The organism is Candidatus Vallotiella hemipterorum, assembly GCF_910593725.1.
Classification (GTDB): Bacteria; Pseudomonadota; Gammaproteobacteria; order Burkholderiales; family Burkholderiaceae; genus Mycetohabitans; species Mycetohabitans hemipterorum.
In genome coordinates this window covers 1,077,111-1,100,458 of the sequence record NZ_OU343031.1, presented here as the reverse complement: position 1 = coordinate 1,100,458, position 23,348 = coordinate 1,077,111, and the positions used below count along the sequence as shown (strand labels likewise).

The following is a 23,348-nucleotide window of genomic DNA, read 5'->3' as shown; positions in this document are numbered from 1 at the left end:
CGGATCAATGACAGAGCCTAGCTCCTAGAAATTAGGTAACGTATTATTTACTATACCTCATAAAATATCTCCGATATAAACATCTAGCATAGCTACAGTCGTGCGTTAGCTACACGTAAATAACGTAACCCCCCTAAATCGGCCCTGGCGTAATGTGCATAGATAGTCCTCGAAAATTTAGCGGCTAGTTATCAACTAGCAGAACATATACGGGCTAGCCTCACAAGTTACAATGTATGCGAGCGGTCGCCACTCTTGAAAGCGCCAAGTCTACCGTCAAAGCCTCGGCAAAGTGCAATTACCTTAAATAACTCACCCATCTCAGCCTCGGATAGCAGCTTTTGTACCATATTGGCCTCGGGCAAAAAGCAGGCCGAGTTAGTTGGATCTAGTTTCATCAGTAAGTCTGTGATACCTGCATTTATCAAGAAGTGCGCCTGCGACGTGTATCCGAGCAAATGTGCGCCTGCACTACGAGCTGCCTGTTCAATGGCGCTGAACTGTACGTGTGCGGTAATATCTTGTAAGCCCGGGTAGAGAAATGGATCATCGTGAGCATGATGTCGATAGTGGCACATCAGTGTGCCCTCCGTACGCTGCGGATGGTAATACTCAGCCGCCGGAAAACCATAGTCGATAAACAACACAACGCCGCAACCGAGCACCGAGCACACCGTGTGTACGAATGCAGCTGCCGCTTCATGTGTCTCAGTCACGTAGTCGTGCACGCCAGGGACATGCGCAAGTATAGCTGGCGAGGTGATAGCGGTCAGCGGTCGATCAGAGAATGCAAATCGATCCGTGTCTGTCATAGCGACGCCGCGTTCGTACCATAAGTTATTCTGACGTGCAAAAAGACGCACCGGCATTGCATCAAGCACTTCATTTCCGATGATCACACCATCTACGCGTCCCGGAATAGTATCGATCCACTGAACGCAGGGGGCAAACTGCTGCGCGGTTTCTTCAATACATGCTCGCTGCTGCTTGCGCAACTCTCCAGACAACTCTACGATGGTGTAGCTCGAGCATCTAGCACCAAGCTCATCTAGAGTGCGCAGTAAGCCGGAAGCAAATCTACCTGTTCCAGCCCCAAATTCGACTACATGGCGAGTGCCAGTGGCATAAAATATCTCGGCCACTGGTTTGGCAAAGGCCTGAGCAAACAGCAATGTGAGTTCCGGGGCGGTAATAAAGTCACTACCGTCGTCTGGACTACGACCAAACTTAACCGTGCCACTGCTATAGTACCCAAGACCGGGCGTATAGAGAGCAAGCTCCATATATCTATCGAATGGTAACCAACCTCCGGCTGAAGCGATTTTTTGGGTTATATGCTGCGCTAGCGCATACAAGTGCGCAATCGCAGCATCGTTAGGAATAGGTAAGCTATCTCTCTGTATTATATTGGTTTTCATCCCGGTATCGTAAATTAGCAATCTATCGTGCGCATAAGTATCCGACTCCATAATGCACAGTATTCATTGTCGCTCTGCATAGAGCGTGTCCCCGTTAAGGGCGGGTGCGGTGTGGTGCTTAGTTTAGGTATTATTACCGCATGCGGGCTCATGAAATGGGACTATACGCACTAAATAGAACATTACTCGAGCCGGTGATAAGCCTTATCGTTAGGAAAGGGCTGTATAAAATAATTTGCACAATTATCATATTCGCTCCTGTAAGCCTTATTTCTAAGTAGGCTTAGGGTACCGGCTTTACATCCAAGAACCGTGCTAGTTGAAATCGGACTCACCAGGTACTCCGGTAGTTGACCTAATAAAGGTTTTGTCGAAACACAGTGGCGTGTGTTACTTAATCGATCTAGCTAATGCAATTGATGTGGTGTGTACTACTATAAAAGATATGCGACACGTGCGACATTACTGATCGATGGCAGTTACTTCATACTGCTAGTGCGACCTATAATGTTTATATAAGTAGTTTGACTATAATACCTGAACATACGATGGAAATAGTATGCTACCTAAACGTTACCCTATTTTTACATGGACTACTTTATGCTCTCTGAGATTTCTCATCCAAGACTAATAAACTGTCGACGATTATTCTTACGAAACTACGAGATCTATATCAATATCGGCGTGCATGATTGTGAGAAATACGCTGAACAGCGTGTCATTATTAATATTGATCTGTTTATACCGCTGGCCGAGTCGACGCCGCGTACAGATAAGTTAGTTGAAGTTGTTGACTATGATTTTATGCGTTCGACAATTGCACAACGAGTCTCTCGGGGGCATCTTAATTTGCAAGAAACGTTATGTGATGACATTGCTGAGGTTATGCTATCGCATCAGAATGTCAGAGCGGTTCGGGTATCGACAGAAAAGCCAGACGTCTACCCAGACTGCGATTCGGTAGGCGTCGAAATTCTCCGTATGAAGGAGGTCTTGATGTAAATGTATCTAGAAATCCCGAGCCCGCTGTAAGTAAAACTATTGTTCTAAATAGAATAATCGAAGTGCATAAGCAGAGTACTAGCACTTATCTAATAGATAAGATAGATATACGTTTCTATATATCCTACTGTAGGAAGATGCTACTTAAGCCGTATACTGAATTTTGGTAAAGAGTCTACATTAAAATTAAATTAAGATACGTACAGTACATCTATATTTTGATGCCGAAAGGTAGAGCGATGCTCTAGAATTTTTAGCGTAGTACTCTATGTAGTATAAGGTACTGCGAGTAAGTTTAGATGACCAAGATTATGGTCCATTATATGGATAGAGCCCTACAAGTTGTCCTGCTAAATATATTCTACAGTTGCAATACTAAAGGTGTACTGCTTAAACTACGGTGTGATAGTAGCTAGCACACCGTAGTTTAGTTATCTATCTATAATCAGATATGGTCCGTGGAGGTATGCGTAATTTTCTAAATTTTAGATTGCTCTATAAAATCTGCACGGTAGTTAGTACGAACCTGAAATCTGCTTAGATAAAGAGCTTACTCTAGGATAAAAATAAGAGTTACCCCTAAAAATTAGGCATATATCAAGCACTTTAGCGAAGTTGTATTATCCACACTTAATAAATAATTTATTATTATTTTTCCATTGGCGAATAACATGCTATAGATATGATAGATCCATGGGTGATTGTGCGTTCCACGCTATACTGCATTCCACCCTGGTAGCAGCGCCTTGCAGTTCTGGAATTTCACAAGCTATAGAAGAGCTATATTACTGGCCTGCCCGAGTGTTAGTTTCGCTATGGAATGCAGTAATCCCGATTCACAAATTATCTATATTTTAAATATCCCCGGATATTGATGCAGTGAATATTATCATTCTTGCAGCCGGCATAGGTAAGCGCATGAACTCGGCGCGCCCGAAAGTACTACACCCACTAGCTGGCCGGCCAATGCTATCTCATGTTATCGCTACAGCCCGTGCACTAGCGACGAGTCGAATCATCGTGGTAGTCGGGCATGGCGCCGATGCCGTATGTACGGCTATCGGCGCGCCAGATATCAAATTTGTAATGCAAACTGAGCAACAGGGTACTGGCCATGCAGTTCAACAGGCATTACCATTTATTGACCCAACATTGCCCACACTAGTATTATGTGGCGATGTGCCCCTCACGCGAGCTTCGACGCTTCGACGGCTGTTTGAAGTAGCGGCTAATGATCACTATGGGGTCCTGACTGTCACGCTAGATAACCCATGCGGTTATGGTCGCATTGTACGTGATTGCACTGGACGCATCGTGAGGATCATTGAGCAAAAAGATGCTAACTCATGGCAACAAGAAATTTGTGAGATTAATACTGGTATCGCTATCTTGCCTAGCTGGCGGCTTGAGTCTTGGCTTGGCTCGTTAAAAAACGATAATATTCAGCGCGAGTTCTACTTAACCGACGTCGTCGAGCTGGCAATACATGATGGCGTTGAGGTTATCGGTGTGCAGCCGGATGATATCTGGGAAGCGCTCGGCGTGAACAACAGACGCCAGTTGGCTGACTTAGAGCGCATTTACCAGCGTAACGAGGCGCTGCGTCTGCTAGACGCTGGCGTTACATTAGTTGATCCGTCGCGTATTGATGTACGCGGTACTTTAGAGTGTGGATCCGAGGTGTTAATCGATGTCAACTGTGTGTTTGAGGGACGCGTTGTACTGGGTAACTGCGTTATTATCGAGCCAAACTGCATAATCCGAGAAACGACTATTGGTTCGGGCGTACGGGTGAACGCGTTCACGTATGTAGACGGAGCTTGCTTAGGCGAGAATGTTGTATTAGGCCCATATACACGGCTACGTTCTGGAACTATTCTATCCAGAAATGTTCATGTGGGAAACTTCGTTGAGGTTAAGAATTCCGTGCTCGGGCATTGCGCGAAGGCTAACCATTTGAGCTATATAGGCGATGCCGACATCGGGGCGCGCGTGAACATTGGTGCCGGAACAATTACCTGTAACTATGATGGGATAAATAAACATCGAACTGTTATATGCGATGACGTATTTGTAGGCTCTGATACCCAGCTTGTTGCACCAGTTATTGTAGGCCCAGGTGCGACGCTCGCAGCGGGTACAACCGTTTGGCATAATGTGCCCGCTAGGGCGCTAGTATTAAATGAGAAAACACAGGTCGCAAAACCAGAGTATACGCGACCAGCTAAAAAAAGTCTTAAATAGACGCTGTTCGATAAGCCAGTAGAACTGGGAACTCCTATTTTCAGGGATAAATATCATGTGTGGCATTGTTGGTGCGGTAGCGCAACGTAATATTGTCCCAGTTCTTGTTCAGGGGTTACGACGCCTAGAATACCGTGGCTACGATTCGTGTGGTGTAGCCGTCATCGTCGATGGAGTCGCTCGGTGCGCTCGCAGCGTATCGCGCGTGGCGGACCTTGAACAGAAGATTCTCGACTCGCAACTGCTGGGAGAAACAGGTATTGCACATACGCGTTGGGCAACGCACGGAGCACCAGTCACGCATAACGCGCATCCGATTTTTTCACATGAAACGATTGCGCTAGTTCACAACGGGATTATTGAAAATCATGAAATCCTCCGGGAAGGCCTGTGCGAGAACGGTTATAAATTTGTAACGCAGACTGATAGCGAGGTTATTGCCCACCTAATTTACAGTGTATATAAAAATGATTTATTTGCTGCTGTGCGCGCAGCGGTAAAGCAGCTTCATGGGGCTTACGCGATTGCGGTTTTTTCAACAGATCAGCCGCATCTGGTATGCTGTGCTCGCGGAGGATCGCCGCTGGTAGTTGGGCTGGGTAAAAGCGAAAATTTCCTGGCCTCAGATGCTCTCGCCCTAGCGGGTAGCACTAATCGCCTTATCTTCCTCAAGGAAGGCGATGTAGTTGAATTAACGCTTGATAGAGTTCGGATCGCGGATTGTAACGGGGACCTTGTGCAGCGGCAAGTACATACCGTTAATACTTATAGTAGCGCGGTAGAACTTGGGCCATACCAGCACTTTATGCACAAAGAGATCTTTGAGCAGCCGCGTGCCATTTCGGATACGATTGCGCACATTGACGCATTCGATCCTGAGCTGTTTGGAGCTGGTGCTAGAGATGTATTCAATAAAATTGACAGCCTCCTGATTCTTGCATGCGGCACCAGCTATTACTCTGGCTTGACAGCCAAATACTGGCTGGAATCGATCGCTAAAATTCCTACACAAGTCGAGATCGCAAGTGAGTATCGCTATCGTGACTCTGTACCAAATCATCGGTCACTGGTTGTAGTAATTTCCCAGTCTGGTGAAACGGCGGACACGCTTGCTGGACTTAAGCATGCGAATGAGCTCGGACACTTGCATACGATGGCGATTTGCAATGTGGAAGGCAGCGCTATAGTTCGGCTCACTGCACTACGTTTTCTAACGCACGCCGGTACTGAAATCGGCGTTGCTTCGACAAAAGCATTCACTACGCAACTCGTCGCTCTGTTTGTGCTTTCAGTAACATTGGAATGGTTGCGAGGTCATGCGGATTCAAGTCTTCTGGCACAGCATTTAAAACAGTTACGACACCTACCGGCGGCGCTTAATAGCGTGCTCTCGCTTGAGCCGCAGATCATCGCATGGGCAGAAGAATTTTCTAGTAAAGAAAATGTGCTGTTTCTTGGAAGAGGCATGCATTACCCGATTGCACTAGAAGGCGCATTAAAGCTGAAGGAAACCTCATATATTCACGCTGAGGCATATCCAGCCGGCGAGTTGAAGCATGGGCCACTCGCGCTGGTGACTGAAGCAATGCCAGTAGTTACTGTTGCACCTAATGATATGCTTCTTGAAAAACTGAAGTCCAATATTCAGGAAGTCCGTGCACGGGGTGGCCAACTATATGTATTTGCTGATGCGGATACACGAATTGTTAACGATGAAGGCCTGCATGTGATTAGAATGCCAGAACATTATGGGCTGCTCTCACCGATCTTGCATGTAGTGCCATTACAATTGCTCGCGTATCATACTGCTTGCGCGCGCGGTACTGATGTAGATAAGCCGAGGAATCTCGCTAAGTCGGTGACGGTAGAGTGATTGATTAAATATCCTCGACAGCCACCCCTCATATCGCTTATTGAGCAATACGGTAGAAGCAAAATTAATACATACCCCAGAGTTCTCGAGGCGACTTCAGGTTTAGCTTTAGATTTTCAATCTATAATTGAGAGTTACTGCTATCTTCTACTTTTTACCATAGACGTGATATTTGCCTTATGCGCATTATATTACCTACATGAATAAATAGGCAAAATCTCGTCTTCTCAAATACTTAAAGTTTAAATCTACATATTAGTAAAGTAAGTTTTCCCTTGTTTTCTATTAGTGCTAATTCCAAGGTATTAATTGCTGCTTTAAGCAGGGCGCTTATTGAGCTAGATATCGCGCTGAACTCTTCTATAAGAACTAATATTTTAACTGCTAGTAGCTCATATAGTTTTTGAAACTAGAGTTATAAACTTATATGTTCAATTATATAAAATAAAGAGATATTAAATCTTATAGCTGTCTAAGATTTAGAGATTACACTAACGTTATATAGGTTAGTAGCAATTAAGGAAAATTGATACTGAATAATGTAATGCACCGTAACAAAGTCAATATAGTTTGGCTATACCAGCATAATAGCGCTGCTCAGTAGAAGGTGTTTTCCATAAGCGCGCTCGTGATGTTGCGAGATTATCCGATCTACTAATTTACGCTGATAGCAAGTTCATGTACTCTATAAGGCAGTATCTGATGCACTTTTTCACGGTTATAGAGTGGCACGATCGCGATGATTTACCCCCATCATTCCTGATGCCAAGTAGGTTAATACAATGAGCGATATTATTAGCTTATACATTACCATGCATCATCCGGGTTTTGAGCGAACGGAATAGTATAACCTGCAAACATGATTTGCCGGCGCAGTATTTAGTTCAGTAAGAACGTAGGTGTATTACGACTGAATAGAAGGTGCCGACGATTGGCCTGAGTGCCATAATCATCGTTAGGCCGAATAAAAAACCTTGATGTCTGGTAGGTATACAAGCCTTGGCGTGAGAATGTAGGGGTGCGGACTTGATAATACGGCACTAAAGTGCTCCCCGTAAGTTACGATCAATTTTGCTGCTATCACTGTATCTGATAATAAAATACGCGGTTTTGCTAAAACCAGCTGGTACAATATCCGGTACAAACGTCGATGAATATATAATACACGTACCGCGATGCGCCTACTCAAGCGCAATTTTTCCGTTGTTTTGGTTTAGCTTAGGTCACTCGTTCGACCCGTCCCATTGCATTCGGAACATTATGCTGGCATCCCAATATAACCACATACTTATTTTTACAACTAGAGATACGGAGTAGCACGACTTAATATCTGGTAGGCAGGGCATGCAACGTTAGAAGCATTAATTAGCTGCCAGCGCCTATTAGGATTTTACGCTGCGCCTTATCAGCGCGAAATACCTTAATATTACATCGCTTTAAAAGGTATTTATTGGTTTTGAACCTAGCCGGACTATCCTATCTATTAACAAAAACTTTTGTTGTTATTCTAAATTTACGTTGTGCTTAAGCACAAAAAATTTATATAGACACGTCGTATATGTGACGCTTTAAAAAGCTATTATCCAGTATATGTTACACCGACTAGTATCAGCTTCTAAGTGAATGTAATGTTACATACATAGCGCCCAGATGTCCTGTAGTATATAGAAATTAGGTACATTATTATGTATAGCACGACATAGCGACCCACTCTATTGGTCTGTATAAGCTAGTATTTCTCCAAAATTGTTAAAAGTTTTAAATAATAGAGTATTATAATATATAGGGAAGATGTGTCTATTGTAAGAATCTTGGGTAGCAGTATATAACAATATAACAAATCTAGGAAGAATTGTTCAATTCACTATGTACGTTTTTAGATGTGTGTGTTGCCTGTCTTAGTTAAGGTGCTTCTTATTACGCTGCGCAGAAGACAAACTATTTATATAGCGCTAACCTAATTCTCATAGACTATTAGATATTTTGTTCTCCGTCTCCCGCTTAGAAGACGCGTAAGTAGTAAATATCTAGTATAAGATAAAGAGGCTTCAACACATAAATATAAAAATAGCTGGATACTCGATGTTACAAGCAAAGTAGCTGCTGAAGCAGGGAGATTGCAAATATAAACTCGTGTTTAAAGTAAACGGTTAGACACGGCCAGCGTAGTATAACTTAACCAGGATGTGACTAGCTAAAGCCGAAAAGCCCGTAATAAGGCCAGCTATTCCTACAAGCTGGGCATGTTTTGATGATCATACTTGAAGGCTTTTTTTACTTCGATGGGTTTTACTGTGGTGGTACAGACATCGCGCCTCCGTGCTCTGCTGACCATTGAGCGGGAGCATGTAGAAACTTCTCAATTTCATCTAGTGTTTTAGTGTCGAAGTACCCCTCATCTTTAGCTACGCGTAGTAAGTCCCACCAAGTCGCTAATGCGTGTAGAGCGACCCCAGCATCCTTAAGAGCCGACACATTTTCTTTAAAGATATTGTAGTGGAATAATACAAAGCAGTGCTCGACGCCCGCATTAGCAGTGCGTAATGCATTAATAAAATTGAGCTTGCTGCGACCGTCGGTCGTTAGATCCTCGACCAGTAAAACCCGCGAACCCTCTAGTAAAACCCCTTCGATCTGCGCATTACGGCCAAAACCTTTTGGCTTCTTGCGAATATATTGCATTGGTAAGCCCATGCGGTCGGCAATCCATGCAGCAAACGGGATGCCAGCAGTTTCTCCGCCCGCTACAGAAGTAATTTTTTCGAATCCAATACGGGTATAAATTTCTGCTTCGGCCATGTCCATCAACGCATTGCGCACGCGTGGATAGGAAATTGGCTTTCTGCAATCGACATAGACTGGGCTAGCCCATCCAGACGTGAGGATATATGGTTTTTTAGCGTTGAAATGAATAGCCTGGATCTCGAGTAGAATTTTAGCGGTCGCATCGGCAATTGTTTGCTGATTTATAATTTTCATTAAGAAATTCCTTAAAATATAGGGTAGTCTGTATAAGATTAAACTTTGCGTACAACCCGCCATTATAAATTAATAAGATACTATATGGCTTAACCGTGCTCTGAGTTACTCAGTAGGAACTAGCTATTTGTCAAGTAGTTATTTAGGATTGCAAATTTTATCTCTACTGTATTTCATTTTATATAAATATACGCTTTACTATAAATAAATCATGATAGAGTAATACTCTTGCCTATCACTACAAATTACTGTAATTAAAAGTTCCTTAAGCTTTCGGCTACTCTCTAAAATAGCGGGTGTTTAATTAGTTGAACTGAATGTCCCCTTGCTTACGCCTCAAGCAGCGTACGTAGTCATTAATGCCCGGAAGCTATACAAGATGCATAAAGCAGGATATCTCAAGGCGGCTAAATTAGTGTCTTCACAACTGGAACGCATAGTAGTGCCGATTAGCCATTGGCTAGCAAGCCAGTAATACCGGGGAAAGGGTGGCTTATATAAGCATAATTCCAGTATAATTATGTTCAAAAAAAAATTTTCAGAATCTAATCTAAGAAAGCTATGTACTTTAAATATTAGTGAGTTAAGCCTATTAGGCTAGAAGCCTAGTTACTATCGTAGGAGAGTGTTAATATTCCGCCATAACGCGACAAACTATTCAAGCTTCTCTGCTAAAGTCGTTTGCTTAAGAAATATACAGCGGAATTTTGATGTACCACGCATCGTGGCATAGTGTCGCCTGACACTAGGATCAGGTAATTTTATACGATTTCTAGACGATGGTAACCGCTAGATTGTCATTCGATTCGCGTTTAAATATAATTTTGTGCATATATAGATATCGGCTGGCTTTCACTACATTCGCCCGGTATACCAGATCGCGATACTTGGACAATCTATCTTGTAGTATTCGGGTTAGCTGATAAGTTGCGTTTTTGTCGAACTATGGGTCGATCCCTATATGAGGCCTTAAATACTACTTATATAAACGTAGTTATACATGTTTTTTTATAAAGCGAAAGCGATATAGTTGATAACTATGCTAGTCTCGACGAGACCTCTAAAATTCTAGAGGTTACATCTTTTTTCCTTAAGGTTCATATTCTCATCTAATATATATGTAAAGTGCTGAGAGGAATAAAAAGGGGCAGGGTGGGAGATAATCCATACTGTTAGCGGATATATGTCCGCTAACAGTATGGATTATCCGAGTGTCACTACTGCGCTGACACGCCAAGAATTATTACTTGGCCCTCCAGAAACGTATAGCTAGCAAGTCACTACTAATTCTGTTTTATATTAATTGTGCTGAGAACCAGTTTAGCTTCAAATAGCTAAGTATATACACCACCTACCCGGTTCTGGGTCCCTATTCGGTTTAAGTTGTGTGTTTTAAAAGGGTCCGTCTTGGCTACTGACCAAGAACTATCTACTATATATATTTATTATAATACTTAGTCGCGGAAGGTTAGAATCCTTGTTCTATTTGAAGTCTTAATCGAGCAGCATAGTATCGAGAATACTAGCTCGCCGGATATCTACTTGATATATATCGGGACTTAGTAGATAGCACTAAGTCCATCTGTTTTATGGCCAGTATTATAGTTAGAAATTATATCAAGATATTTATAGGCATTAATAAGTGATATATAAAATCTTAGCGTTAGTGGCACTATAAATCTATAAACATCATACGTGCACGCAATAGGAGCTCTTGTTTAGTATGGTGGCATCACTGACTGCAGCTGCGGTGTAGCATGAGATGCGTTAATCCGCACGCTCTATGCTGATCGTTCCCATAACGCTATACGGATATAGTCCCCGAACCTCTGTTTTGCACCTTGGCGGTAAGATTATGTTTTGTTGTCATATCTCAGCACGACTGATTTTGTGTCATTCAGGTAAAACTCTAGAGAGAGTAGAATATGAGCTCCGAGAGACTTTCTGAATTAGCGGTATATTATTAATAGATATTAAAGCATTTCGTTCCAGAGTTTTATATTCAATTTTCTTCAAGAACACCTAATAAATAGAAAGATGGTATAGACAGGAGAAGTCTTTATCAAAGATATTGCACTTGGAAGAGGCGTGCTAGCCGGTTTATTAGTTTGAATCTAAAATTCGCTAGTAGGTGGCCCCCTTATATAAGTATCTAAACTTCTTAAACACGAGCAATACTAGGCCCAGTAAGTCTTTTACTAGCGATCGCAGTATTACTGGTCCCAGTCCTATATAGTAAACGATAATCTCACATCTTTAACTCGCCCTGGCTAGGGTATTAAATAGGCATACAATAAATACGACCGTTGACTCGATCCCATTTATTATAATATGCGTTGGCTATAAATCTGTCGCAGCCTACCCGACAAGTTAGAGTGTTTATAGATAATTAACATGCAGCAAGTGTACTGATGCCATGATCATACTAGGCGGTATCGTGTTCTAGCAATCCAGTGCAGCTTAAGTTAGTATAACCGACCAGAGTAGTAAAAGTAATATTATATCTAGACGTCGATTACTATCGCCTATAGTTATAGTAGCTATCAACGGTATGATAACCAACAAATAGCCTATAACGTAAACTTAGAATTAATAATATTCTACAAATTACTAGACAAAAAATAATATATAAAGTTATCATCATAAATGAATATAGTAAAACAGTAAGTAGTTACTAAGACTAAGAAATTTTCTAAAAAGCTCTTGACGTTTCGTAGAATTACACCGAGAATGCTAGTTCTTTGTTGTTAACACAATAAAACGCAAAAAAATCTTTAGCTCAAATAAGTTAAAGCTAATTTAGCGCGATGCTCTTTAAAAAAGTAACAGCCGATAAGTGTGGGTACTTGATGGTCAGGCAAAACTACACTTTACATAAAATATAAAGTGTAAAAAGCAAAGAAAATAATCAAGTCTCATGCAAAATTAAAGTAATTTTTAGAAATTTAAAAATTATCAATATTTTGAGTTGAGCGACAAAGCCTAAAAAGCTAAAATAAGTAACAGGTTTAAACTGAAGAGTTTGATCCTGGCTCAGATTAAACGCTGGCGGCATGCCTTACACATGCAAGTCGAACGGCAACGCAGGCTTCGGCCTGGCGGCGAGTGGCGAACGGGTGAGTAACACATCGGAACGTATCTTAGAGTGGGGGATAGCCCGGCGAAAGCCGAATTAATACCGCATACACTCCAAAGAGGAAAGCGGGGGACCCTATGGGCCTCGCGCTCAAAGAGCGGCCGATGCCAGATTAGCTAGTTGGTAAGGTAAAAGCTTACCAAGGCAACGATCTGTAGCTGGTCTGAGAGGACGGTCAGCCACACTGGGACTGAGACACGGCCCAGACTCCTACGGGAGGCAGCAGTGGGGAATTTTGGACAATGGGGGAAACCCTGATCCAGCAATGCCGCGTGTGTGAAGAAGGCCTTCGGGTTGTAAAGCACTTTTGTTCGGAAAGAAAGCAGTCTAGTTAATACCTAGACTGGATGACGGTACCGGAAGAATAAGCACCGGCTAACTACGTGCCAGCAGCCGCGGTAATACGTAGGGTGCAAGCGTTAATCGGAATTACTGGGCGTAAAGCGTGCGCAGGTGGTTTGCTAAGACCGATGTGAAATCCCCGGGCTCAACCCGGGAACTGCATTGGTGACTGGCAGTCTAGAGTATGGCAGAGGGAGGTAGAATTCCACGTGTAGCAGTGAAATGCGTAGAGATGTGGAGGAATACCAATGGCGAAGGCAGCCTCCTGGGTCAATACTGACGCTCATGCACGAAAGCGTGGGGAGCAAACAGGATTAGATACCCTGGTAGTCCACGCCCTAAACGATGTCAACTAGTTGTTGGGGATTTATTTCCTTAGTAACGTAGCTAACGCGTGAAGTTGACCGCCTGGGGAGTACGGTCGCAAGATTAAAACTCAAAGGAATTGACGGGGACCCGCACAAGCGGTGGATGATGTGGATTAATTCGATGCAACGCGAAAAACCTTACCTACCCTTGACATGGTCGAAACTCTACTGAGAAGTAGAGGTGCTCGAAAGAGAATCGACGCACAGGTGCTGCATGGCTGTCGTCAGCTCGTGTCGTGAGATGTTGGGTTAAGTCCCGCAACGAGCGCAACCCTTGTCCCTAGTTGCTACGCAAGAGCACTTTAGGGAAACTGCCGGTGACAAACCGGAGGAAGGTGGGGATGACGTCAAGTCCTCATGGCCCTTATGGGTAGGGCTTCACACGTCATACAATGGTCGGAACAGAGGGTTGCCAACCCGTGAGGGGGAGCTAATCCCAAAAAACCGATCGTAGTCCGGATTGTAGTCTGCAACTCGACTACATGAAGCTGGAATCGCTAGTAATCGCGGATCAGCATGTCGCGGTGAATACGTTCCCGGGTCTTGTACACACCGCCCGTCACACCATGGGAGTGGGTTTTACCAGAAGTGGCTAGTCTAACCGAAAGGAAGACGGTTACCACGGTAGGATTCATGACTGGGGTGAAGTCGTAACAAGGTAGCCGTATCGGAAGGTGCGGCTGGATCACCTCCTTTCTAGAGCGAAATGTCTGTACTACAAGTACTCACACTTATCGGCTGTAAAGTTACGGGGACAGACAAAGGGTCTGTAGCTCAGTCGGTTCGATTCCGTCTGCCTCCACACTGCTTAATTACTAATATTTAAACCTAAATGTTAGTAATTAAGCAGTGTATAAAAATATTTATACGACTGTAGCGTTCTTTAACAATCTGGAAAAGCAGTCTATCTATTAAATACATCTTAAAATAGATGTAAAAATAGATGGGTAGAATCATTTACTTTTTAAGTTAATTAAAATACTTAAAAAGTATTGCACAACACAAAACTTAGACTTTAACAAGTCTATTAAAAACGGACTTGTTATAGGATCAAGCAAGTAAGTGCATGTGGTGGATGCCTTGGCGATCACAAGCGAAGAAAGACGTAGTAGCCTGCGAAAAGCTGCGGGGAGCTGGTAAACAAGCCTTGATCCGCAGATGTCTGAATGGGGCAACCCGGTCTGTATAGACCATCCATAACTGAATCTATAAGTTATGTGAGGCGAACGCGGCGAACTGAAACATCTAAGTAGCCGTAGGAAAAGAAATCAACCGAGATTCCCAAAGTAGTGGCGAGCGAAATGGGATCAGCCTGTATCATTTAGCACTCTAGTTAACTAAACGCTTTGGAAAAAGCGGCCATAGTAAGTGATAGCCTTGTAAGTAAAAACTAAGGTGTAGAACTAAGGATACGATAAGTAGGGCGGGACACGTGAAATCTTGTCTGAAGATGGGGGGACCATCCTCCAAGGCTAAATACTCGTGATCGACCGATAGTGAACTAGTACCGTGAGGGAAAGGTGAAAAGAACCCCGAGAGGGGAGTGAAATAGATCCTGAAACCACATGCATACAAACAGTCGGAGCCTTGTAAAAGGTGACGGCGTACCTTTTGTATAATGGGTCAGCGACTTACGTTCAGTAGCAAGCTTAACCAAATAGGGAAGGCGTAGCGAAAGCGAGTCCGAATAGGGCAAATTAGTTGCTGGGCGTAGACCCGAAACCAAGTGATCTATCCATGGCCAGGTTGAAGGTGCGGTAACACGCACTGAAGGACCGAACCCACTAACGTTGAAAAGTTAGGGGATGAGCTGTGGATAGGGGTGAAAGGCCAAACAAACTTGGAAATAGCTGGTTCTCTCCGAAAACTATTTAGGTAGTGCCTCGTGTATCACCTTCGGGGGTAGAGCACTGTCATGGTTGAGGGGTCCATTGCGGATTACCTCGTCATAGCAAACTCCGAATACCGAAGAGTGTAATCACGGGAGACAGACGCCGGGTGCTAACGTCCGACGTCAAAAGGGAAACAACCCAGATCGCCAGCTAAGGTCCCTAAAATTAGCTAAGTGGGAAACGAAGTGGGAAGGCAAAAACAGTCAGGAAGTTGGCTTAGAAGCAGCCATCCTTTAAAGAAAGCGTAATAGCTCACTGATCGAGTCGTCCTGCGCGGAAGATGTAACGGGGCTAAGCTAATTACCGAAGCTGCGAATATGTACGCAAGTACGTATGGTAGGAGAGCGTTCCGTAAGCCTGTGAAGGCGCATTGAGAAATGCGCTGGAGGTATCGGAAGTGCGAATGCTGACATGAGTAGCGATAAAGGAGGTGAAAAGCCTCCTCGCCGTAAGCCCAAGGTTTCCTACGCAACGTTCATCGGCGTAGGGTGAGTCGGCCCCTAAGGCGAGGCAGAAATGCGTAGCTGATGGGAAGCAGGTTAATATTCCTGCACCATTGTTAGATGCGATGGGGGGACGGATCGCAGAAAGTTGTCCGGGTGTCGGAAGTCCCGGTCTCTACATTAAAGAAGGTGCTTCGGCAAATCCGGGCGTCATAATTCAAGGATGTAGAGCAAGCGGCTTTTTAAGCTGCAAAGCAATTGGAAGTGGTCCCAAGAAAAGCCTCTAAGCTTCAGTCTAACAAGACCGTACCGCAAACCGACACAGGTGGGCGGGATGAGTATTCTAAGGCGCTTGAGAGAACTCGGGAGAAGGAACTCGGCAAATTGGTACCGTAACTTCGGGATAAGGTACGCCCTATTAGCCTAACTGGCCTGCGCCAGAAGGGTAAAAGGGTTGCAATAAACTGGTGGCTGCGACTGTTTAATAAAAACACAGCACTCTGCAAACACGAAAGTGGACGTATAGGGTGTGACGCCTGCCCGGTGCCGGAAGATTAAATGATGGGGTGAAAGCTCTTGATTGAAGTCCCGGTAAACGGCGGCCGTAACTATAACGGTCCTAAGGTAGCGAAATTCCTTGTCGGGTAAGTTCCGACCTGCACGAATGGCGTAACGATGGCCACACTGTCTCCTCCCGAGACTCAGCGAAGTTGAAGTGTTTGTGATGATGCAATCTACCCGCGGCTAGACGGAAAGACCCCATGAACCTTTACTGTAGCTTTGCATTGGACTTTGAACCGATCTGTGTAGGATAGGTGGGAGGCTTGGAAGTGTGAACGCTAGTTCGCATGGAGCTGTCCTTGAAATACCACCCTGGTTTGTTTGAAGTTCTAACCTAGAACCCTGAATCGGGTTTGGGAACCGTGCATGGTAGGCAGTTTGACTGGGGCGGTCTCCTCCCAAAGCGTAACGGAGGAGTACGAAGGTACGCTAAGTACGGTCGGAAATCGTGCTGATAGTGCAATGGCATAAGCGTGCTTAACTGCGAGACCGACAAGTCAAGCAGGTGCGAAAGCAGGTCATAGTGATCCGGTGGTTCTGTATGGAAGGGCCATCGCTCAACGGATAAAAGGTACTCTGGGGATAACAGGCTAATACCGCCCAAGAGTTCATATCGACGGCGGTGTTTGGCACCTCGATGTCGGCTCATCTCATCCTGGGGCTGTAGCCGGTCCCAAGGGTATGGCTGTTCGCCATTTAAAGAGGTACGTGAGCTGGGTTTAAAACGTCGTGAGACAGTTTGGTCCCTATCTGCCGTGGGCGTTGGAAGTTTGAGAGGGGCTGCTCCTAGTACGAGAGGACCGGAGTGGACGAACCTCTGGTGTACCGGTTGTCACGCCAGTGGCATTGCCGGGTAGCTATGTTCGGAAGAGATAACCGCTGAAAGCATCTAAGCGGGAAACTTGCCTCAAGATAAGACTTCCCCGGGGACTTGATCCCCTTAAAGGGTCGTTCAAGACTAGGACGTTGATAGGTCGGGTGTGTACGCGCAGTAATGCGTTAAGCTAACCGATACTAATTGCCCGTAAGGCTTGATCCTATAACTAGTCCGTTTTAATGTTTTGTCGTTAATTTATGCTAACCTCTACCGACTGCTTTTCTCCAGATTTGTTGTACTATATGCTGTATAGAATCAAACAATAACTAACTCTTTTCTTTTTGCCTGATGACCATAGTAAGTTGGACCCACTCCTACCCATCCCGAACAGGACCGTGAAACGACTTCACGCCGATGATAGTGCGGATTGCCCGTGTGAAAGTAGGTAATTGTCAGGCTTTTATTTTGTGCCAGTACGCCCGTTTCAGATATAGAAACGGGCGTACTGTATTTATTAATTAACGAGTTTAATTAATAAATACAGTACCGATCATTAGCGGATTTAATTTACTTAGTTCACTAACTATAGTTCCTAACATTTTGTATTACCTAAATAATTTATATAAAAAATAAAAATATAATTAGCCGTTTTTAAACATATCTGAAATCTAAATATAAATACTACTAAGGTTAGTATTAAATCCAGAAAAATAATTTCTTTAAAAACATTTTTAGAACCAGGTAAAAGCCGACTAATATATTGTTAAGTCTGCTAAATTTCTACTCAAGCAAAAGCTATAGATAATTTATAATTAGCTCACTTAAAGCTTTTAACCTTTAGGGTTGTAACATAAAAGCTACACAACCAAAGTTACGCCCTTGAAATAAAGATAAGCCGTATTAAATAAAAACTAATGTTTACTAAGCTAGGGATTAATGATAGGGCGGTTGACACTCGCACCTAATTAGCTGACAATATATATTCTATACCGGAGGGGTGCCCGAGTGGCTAAAGGGGGCAGACTGTAAATCTGTTGGCTTATACGCCTACGTTGGTTCGAATCCAACCTCCTCCACCAAGATTTGCGGTAGCAGTATGAGACAAAACTATTTTGCGGGTGTAGCTTAATGGTAGAGCAGAAGCCTTCCAAGCTTATGACGAGGGTTCGATTCCCTTCACCCGCTCCAACGTTTTAAGTGTTTGCCCATGTGGCTCAGTGGTAGAGCACTCCCTTGGTAAGGGAGAGGTCGGCAGTTCAATCCTGCCCATGGGCACCAATGTCTCAGTAATGCGTTTGCGCGCGAAGAAACAGATCACGCCCCCTGTTAGGAGTCAAAAATGGCCAAAGGCAAGTTTAGACGAACCAAGCCGCACGTGAACGTAGGTACGATCGGTCATGTTGACCATGGAAAAACCACGCTGACGGCGGCACTCGCAACAGTGCTCTCATCGAGGTTTGGTGGCGAAGCAAAGAAGTATGACGAGATTGACGCGGCACCAGAAGAAAAAGCGCGCGGTATAACAATCAATACAGCTCACATCGAGTACGAGACAGAGCAGCGTCACTATGCACACGTAGACTGCCCGGGTCATGCGGATTACATAAAGAATATGATAACGGGTGCAGCGCAGATGGACGGAGCGATCTTAGTGGTGTCAGCCGCAGATGGCCCGATGCCTCAAACACGCGAGCATATTCTGCTAGCGCGTCAGGTAGGTGTACCGTATATCGTTGTTTTCTTAAATAAATGCGATATGGTAGACGACGAGGAGCTGCTTGAACTAGTCGAAATGGAAGTGCGAGAGCTGTTATCTAAGTATGAATTCCCTGGTGACAACACGCCGATTATAAAGGGTTCAGCGAAGCTAGCGCTGGAGGGAGATAAAGGCGAGTTAGGTGAGGCGGCAATGATGCGTCTAGCTGACGCGCTAGACGCTTACATTCCAACACCTGAGCGTGCGATAGACGGCACATTTCTTATGCCAGTAGAAGATGTTTTCTCGATTTCTGGTCGAGGTACAGTAGTTACTGGACGGGTAGAGCGTGGGGTAATCAAGGTCGGTGAAGAAATCGAGATTGTAGGAATCCGTAATACATTAAAGACAACATGTACTGGCGTAGAAATGTTCCGAAAGCTACTAGACCAGGGCCAGGCTGGTGACAACGTAGGTATTCTGCTACGCGGAACTAAGCGCGAAGATGTGGAGCGTGGCCAAGTGCTTGCTAAGCTTGGAACAATTACACCGCATACGCACTTCACAGCAGAAGTATATGTACTAAGTAAGGATGAAGGTGGACGACACACACCGTTTTTTAATAACTATCGACCGCAGTTCTATTTCCGCACAACAGACGTGACGGGATCAATTGAGTTACCTGAAGATAGGGAAATGGTAATGCCAGGTGATAATGTATCAATCACAGTCAAGTTGATTGCGCCCATTGCTATGGAAGAAGGACTACGCTTTGCGATCCGCGAGGGTGGTCGTACTGTTGGTGCCGGTGTTGTGGCCAAGATTCTTAAATAAAATCGTGAATTTTGATAACTGTAGTAGCAAAAGCTATCGCTGCAATAATAGTCTTTAGGGGTATAGCTCAACCGGTAGAGCATCGGTCTCCAAAACCGAAGGTTGGGGGTTCGACGCCCTCTGCCCCTGCCAATACAGCACTAATTATACGGTGTATTTGTTTAGAGTGTTATGGCGAATTCATCTATTAAAACTGTAAGTATTATAAAAAATAGACTATTACTGGCGCTAAGCATATTGCTTATTATCGCCGGGATTGCTGGCTTTTATTTGCTGGAGATGCATAATTGGTACGTGCGTAGCTTAGTTTTAGTCATTGGTATTGCTACAGGTATTGCCGTAGAGCTGTCTTCAACCTTAGGTAAAAGCTTTATTGCATTTTCGAAAGATTCGTATCGTGAAATTAATAAAGTTGTTTGGCCCTCTCGAAAAGAAGCCGTCCAAACAACTATGGTTGTATTTGGTTTTGTGCTACTGATGGCAATCTATCTTTGGATTAGCGATAAGACTATTGAATGGGTTATCTTTTCGCTAATTCTAGGTTGGAAATAATATGAATGATAGCGCATCATTATCAAGTGATAATCGTTGGTATGTCGTGCATGTTTACTCTGGTACGGAGAAAAGCGTTCAGCGTACGCTTCAGGAGCGTATCGAGCGTGCTGGCATGCAAAGTAAATTTGGTCGGATTTTAGTTCCAACTGAAGAAGTCGTCGAGATTAAGGGTGGACATAAATCTCTAACCGAGCGCAGGTTCTTTCCAGGCTATGTACTGGTAGAAATGATCATGACTGACGAAACATGGCATTTAGTAAAAAATACTGCCAAAGTAACAGGGTTTGTCGGTGGCGCTCGAAATCGGCCAAGTCCTATCTCAAAGCATGAAGTTAATAAGATTATGTCCCAAATCCAGGAGGGTGTTGAAAAACCACGGCCAAAAACTCTTTTTGAAATCGGGGAGCTCATTCGTGTTAAAGAAGGTCCATTTACGGATTTCAATGGCAGCGTTGAAGAAGTTAATTATGAGAAGTCGCGTGTTCGTGTTTCAGTGACAATTTTTGGTAGAGCTACTCCTGTTGAGCTGGAGTTTGGCCAGGTTGAAAAAGTTTAAGACTGAGTCTTATGCTTGACGCATGTATGTTACGTAACAAAGTTATAGTAAGCATTAGAGTATTTTTTGTATGTTTGTCAGTTATTAAAAATCACTGGTACAGTTTGCTAAAAAGCGCGTTATCACTCGCCGAACGTTAGGCGTTCACCCAAGGTTTTAAATGGCAAAAAAAATTATTAGCTTTATTAAGTTGCAGATTCCTGCGGGTAAAGCCAACCCTTCGCCGCCTATAGGCCCAGCACTGGGTCAGCGAGGCTTAAATATCATGGCGTTTTGTAAAGCGTTTAACGCTCAAACTCAAAACCTCGAGCCAGGTTTGCCAACGCCAGTTTTAATTACTGCCTATGCAGATAAAAGTTTTACGTTTGTTCTAAAAACTCCACCTGCAGCTGTACTTATTAAAAAAGCAGCAAAAGTTGATAGAGGCTCGAATAAGCCACATATAGATAAAGTAGGTAATATCACATACGAGCAAGCTAAAGAAATTGCTAAGACAAAAATGCCAGATCTTACCGCGGCCAATCTTAATGCGGCAGTTCGGACGATTGCTGGTACTGCTCGTTCGATGGGAATTACTGTGGAGGGGTGTGTAGATGGGTAGAGTTTCAAAGCGCCTAAAAGTGCTCAAAAATAAAGTCGATCACCTGAAGCTATATCCTATAGATGATGCGCTTGTGCTTGTGAGGCAGTGTGCAACTGCTAAGTTTGATGAGTCAATTGACATTTCTGTACAGCTTGGTATTGATGCAAAAAAATCGGATCAAGTAGTTCGTAGCTCAGTTGTATTACCAGCCGGTACTGGAAAAAGCGTGCGTGTTGCTGTATTTGCGCAAGGTAACAAAGCAGAGCAAGCTAAAGATGCGGGCGCTGACATTGTCGGGATGGAAGACTTAGCTGAACAAGTGAGAGCAGGTAATCTAAACTTCGATAGCGTAATTGCATCGCCGGATACAATGCGTGTAGTTGGCGCCCTTGGTCAAATCCTTGGTCCAAGGGGTTTAATGCCGAATCCAAAAATGGGTACAGTGACGCTAGACGTAGCAACAGCAGTAAAGAATGCGAAAGCTGGTCAGGTGCAGTTCCGTGTTGACAAAGCTGGAATTATTCATGTGACCATTGGTCGCGCGTCATTTGAATCGACCGCTTTAAAAGCTAATCTTATTGCGTTAGTTGGTGCCCTCCAACAGGCTAAACCAGCCGCCAGTAAAGGAATTTATCTACGTAAAATTGCAATGTCAAGTACGATGGGTATCGGTATACGAGTTGACTTAAGCACTATTAATGCAGAAAAAGTAGCAACGCAATAAGATGCGTGCTAGTAGTTATGCTTCCTTGCTGTATATAGGCTATATTCCTATATATTAATAGTAAACAGTAAAACAACATAAGTAATTATCAAAAATTTCTGCCAAAAAGTGGCTGTAGCACCTGTTTTTAATTGAAAGCTAAAGCAGATAATAAACCTAAGATAGTTTTTCTGAATAGAAGCTAGGTACAGTAATAGCTGTACTAGAAGAAATATTCCCAACAATCTCGGGCACCGTTTATAAACGCGGTGCGCGATGTGGTCGGAACGACCCTCTAACGGACTAAATCTGGAGGTTAAACGTGCCGCTTAATCGTGAAGATAAGCGAGCTATCGTGGCTAAGATTTCCGCCAAAGTTACGAAAGCTCAGACTATTGTATTAGCTGAATATCGTGGAATTTCGGTTAGCGATCTAACTAATCTTCGTGCGAGGGCCTTCGAGCAGCGGGTGTATCTGTGCGTATTAAAAAATACGCTTGCCCGTCGCGCGGTCATAAATACACCATTTGCTCTGCTCGCTGAGCATATGACAGGTCCCTTGATTTATAGCATTTCAGACGACGCAATTCCGGCGGCTAAAGTTATTCATGACTTTGGTAAAACTACCGATAAGCTTGTAATTAAGGCTGGCTTCTATGATGGTAAGGTGATGAACAGGGCTGATGTGCAGGCATTAGCTTCCATTCCAAGCCGCGAGGAACTATTTGCGAAGCTGCTAGGTGTTATGCAGGCACCTGTTTCTGGCTTTGCATACGCTTTGGCTATTCTGGCCGAAAAGCAGCAAAGTGAAGCCACCTGACAGGTAGCCGGGTATAAGCCCGGTTAGCCCTGGATCGTTAGCTAAAATCCAAATTCCAAGTTAGGAGTATTTAAATGGCAATCGCAAAAGAAGACATCCTAGAAGCCGTTGGCGCGATGTCAGTCCTCGAGCTAAATGAGCTAGTTAAAGCTTTCGAGGAGAAGTTTAGTGTATCGGCTGCTGCGCTTGCTATTGCGGGTCCGCCTGGTTCAGGTAATTCTACCGCGGTAGTAGAAGAGCAGACGGAATTTTCAGTAAACCTGCTAGAAGTCGGTCCGAATAAAGTATCGGTTATTAAAACTGTTCGTGAACTTACTGGTCTTGGTCTAAAAGAAGCTAAAGATTTAGTCGACAGCGCACCTAAGCCCGTTAAAGAGGCGGTGACAAAAGATATCGCTGAAGAAGCGAAGAAAAAGCTTGAAGACGCTGGTGCAAAAGCTGAAATTAAATAATTTTCAGCGATTTGCGCGAAGGGCTGGCGGTTCCAAACTGTCAGCCCTTCGCGCTTTATGGATTTAGTAAGCGC

Annotated in this window: 14 protein-coding genes, 4 tRNA genes and 3 rRNA genes; 18 read left to right on the top strand and 3 right to left on the bottom strand. The window is 44.0% G+C overall.

From position 1 onward, the window contains the following. Positions 1-227: 227 nt before the first annotated feature. Positions 228-1,418 (bottom strand): class I SAM-dependent methyltransferase, encoded by a 1,191-nt coding sequence (locus KW136_RS03890; protein ID WP_216797311.1) that lies wholly within the window; start codon positions 1,416-1,418, stop codon positions 228-230. Positions 1,419-2,018: 600 nt separating this feature from the next. Between KW136_RS03890 and KW136_RS03885 the strand changes: the two genes are divergently transcribed. The 3 genes from KW136_RS03885 to glmS all read left to right on the top strand — a co-directional run bounded on the left by KW136_RS03885 (position 2,019) and on the right by glmS (position 6,537). Continuing rightward, positions 2,019-2,420, top strand: a complete 402-nt coding sequence (locus tag KW136_RS03885) for a dihydroneopterin aldolase (RefSeq protein WP_216797503.1) — start codon at positions 2,019-2,021, stop codon at positions 2,418-2,420. A gap of 879 nt (positions 2,421-3,299) precedes the next feature. After that, positions 3,300-4,664: a bifunctional UDP-N-acetylglucosamine diphosphorylase/glucosamine-1-phosphate N-acetyltransferase GlmU gene (glmU, locus tag KW136_RS03880; protein ID WP_216797309.1), complete on the top strand. Its 1,365-nt coding sequence runs from the start codon at positions 3,300-3,302 to the stop codon at positions 4,662-4,664. A gap of 55 nt (positions 4,665-4,719) precedes the next feature. Then, positions 4,720-6,537, top strand: a complete 1,818-nt coding sequence (glmS, locus tag KW136_RS03875) for a glutamine--fructose-6-phosphate transaminase (isomerizing) (protein ID WP_216797307.1) — start codon at positions 4,720-4,722, stop codon at positions 6,535-6,537. 955 nt (positions 6,538-7,492) lie between these two features. On the opposite strand, the gene KW136_RS03870 is transcribed toward glmS, so the two are convergent. Beyond that, entirely contained in the window at positions 7,493-7,726 is a 234-nt protein-coding gene (locus tag KW136_RS03870; RefSeq protein WP_216797305.1) for a hypothetical protein, read from the bottom strand. Positions 7,727-8,826: 1,100 nt separating this feature from the next. After that, positions 8,827-9,516, bottom strand: coding sequence for an orotate phosphoribosyltransferase (locus tag KW136_RS03865; protein WP_216797303.1), 690 nt, complete (start codon positions 9,514-9,516; stop codon positions 8,827-8,829). Positions 9,517-9,841: 325 nt separating this feature from the next. Here KW136_RS03865 and KW136_RS03860 point away from each other — a divergent pair, with 325 nt between their 5' ends. The 15 genes from KW136_RS03860 (at position 9,842) to rplL (ending at position 23,274) form a co-directional block, all read left to right on the top strand. After that, the gene (locus tag KW136_RS03860) at positions 9,842-9,991 is read left to right on the top strand and encodes a hypothetical protein (RefSeq protein WP_217946837.1); all 150 of its coding nucleotides are present in this window, start codon (positions 9,842-9,844) and stop codon (positions 9,989-9,991) included. A gap of 2,535 nt (positions 9,992-12,526) precedes the next feature. Beyond that, positions 12,527-14,058: ribosomal RNA gene (locus KW136_RS03855) — 16S ribosomal RNA — on the top strand. Between the two features lie 352 nt (positions 14,059-14,410). Continuing rightward, a 23S ribosomal RNA gene (locus KW136_RS03850) occupies positions 14,411-17,297 on the top strand. 122 nt (positions 17,298-17,419) lie between these two features. Next, a 5S ribosomal RNA gene (gene rrf / locus KW136_RS03845) occupies positions 17,420-17,533 on the top strand. The 16S, 23S and 5S rRNA genes sit together here, the layout of an rRNA operon. A 533-nt stretch (positions 17,534-18,066) precedes the next feature. After that, positions 18,067-18,154: transfer RNA gene (locus KW136_RS03840), tRNA-Tyr, on the top strand. A gap of 35 nt (positions 18,155-18,189) precedes the next feature. Beyond that, positions 18,190-18,263, top strand: a tRNA-Gly gene (locus KW136_RS03835). Positions 18,264-18,278: 15 nt separating this feature from the next. Next, positions 18,279-18,353 (top strand) — tRNA-Thr (locus KW136_RS03830). A gap of 61 nt (positions 18,354-18,414) precedes the next feature. Further along, positions 18,415-19,605, top strand: coding sequence for an elongation factor Tu (tuf, locus tag KW136_RS03825; RefSeq protein ID WP_216797272.1), 1,191 nt, complete (start codon positions 18,415-18,417; stop codon positions 19,603-19,605). Positions 19,606-19,661: 56 nt separating this feature from the next. Beyond that, positions 19,662-19,737, top strand: a tRNA-Trp gene (locus KW136_RS03820). Positions 19,738-19,776: 39 nt separating this feature from the next. Then, positions 19,777-20,157, top strand: a complete 381-nt coding sequence (secE, locus tag KW136_RS03815) for a preprotein translocase subunit SecE (protein WP_216797301.1) — start codon at positions 19,777-19,779, stop codon at positions 20,155-20,157. 1 nt (position 20,158) lies between these two features. After that, the gene (gene nusG / locus KW136_RS03810; RefSeq protein WP_216797300.1) at positions 20,159-20,716 is read left to right on the top strand and encodes a transcription termination/antitermination protein NusG; all 558 of its coding nucleotides are present in this window, start codon (positions 20,159-20,161) and stop codon (positions 20,714-20,716) included. Positions 20,717-20,876: 160 nt separating this feature from the next. Next, the gene (gene rplK, locus KW136_RS03805; protein WP_216797296.1) at positions 20,877-21,317 is read left to right on the top strand and encodes a 50S ribosomal protein L11; all 441 of its coding nucleotides are present in this window, start codon (positions 20,877-20,879) and stop codon (positions 21,315-21,317) included. Continuing rightward, positions 21,310-22,023 (top strand): 50S ribosomal protein L1, encoded by a 714-nt coding sequence (gene rplA / locus KW136_RS03800; protein ID WP_216797294.1) that lies wholly within the window; start codon positions 21,310-21,312, stop codon positions 22,021-22,023. Before rplK ends, rplA begins: the two co-directional genes overlap by 8 nt. Positions 22,024-22,324: 301 nt before the next feature. Continuing rightward, positions 22,325-22,822, top strand: coding sequence for a 50S ribosomal protein L10 (gene rplJ, locus KW136_RS03795; protein WP_216797292.1), 498 nt, complete (start codon positions 22,325-22,327; stop codon positions 22,820-22,822). A gap of 74 nt (positions 22,823-22,896) precedes the next feature. Next, positions 22,897-23,274, top strand: coding sequence for a 50S ribosomal protein L7/L12 (gene rplL, locus KW136_RS03790; protein WP_216797291.1), 378 nt, complete (start codon positions 22,897-22,899; stop codon positions 23,272-23,274). The last annotated feature ends 74 nt before the right edge of the window (positions 23,275-23,348 follow it).

What these genes read in the sequence shown, in the direction of transcription:
- glmS (WP_216797307.1), top strand. Translation starts at nt 4,720, where the DNA reads ATGTGTGGCATTGTTGGTGCGGTAGCGCAACGTAATATTGTCCCAGTT.
- rplA (WP_216797294.1), top strand. Translation starts at nt 21,310, where the DNA reads ATGGGTAGAGTTTCAAAGCGCCTAAAAGTGCTCAAAAATAAAGTCGAT.
- tuf (WP_216797272.1), top strand. Translation starts at nt 18,415, where the DNA reads ATGGCCAAAGGCAAGTTTAGACGAACCAAGCCGCACGTGAACGTAGGT.
- rplL (WP_216797291.1), top strand. Translation starts at nt 22,897, where the DNA reads ATGGCAATCGCAAAAGAAGACATCCTAGAAGCCGTTGGCGCGATGTCA.
- KW136_RS03890 (WP_216797311.1), bottom strand. Translation starts at nt 1,418, where the DNA reads ATGAAAACCAATATAATACAGAGAGATAGCTTACCTATTCCTAACGAT.
- secE (WP_216797301.1), top strand. Translation starts at nt 19,777, where the DNA reads ATGGCGAATTCATCTATTAAAACTGTAAGTATTATAAAAAATAGACTA.
- KW136_RS03885 (WP_216797503.1), top strand. Translation starts at nt 2,019, where the DNA reads ATGCTCTCTGAGATTTCTCATCCAAGACTAATAAACTGTCGACGATTA.
- rplK (WP_216797296.1), top strand. Translation starts at nt 20,877, where the DNA reads ATGGCAAAAAAAATTATTAGCTTTATTAAGTTGCAGATTCCTGCGGGT.
- KW136_RS03865 (WP_216797303.1), bottom strand. Translation starts at nt 9,516, where the DNA reads ATGAAAATTATAAATCAGCAAACAATTGCCGATGCGACCGCTAAAATT.
- nusG (WP_216797300.1), top strand. Translation starts at nt 20,159, where the DNA reads ATGAATGATAGCGCATCATTATCAAGTGATAATCGTTGGTATGTCGTG.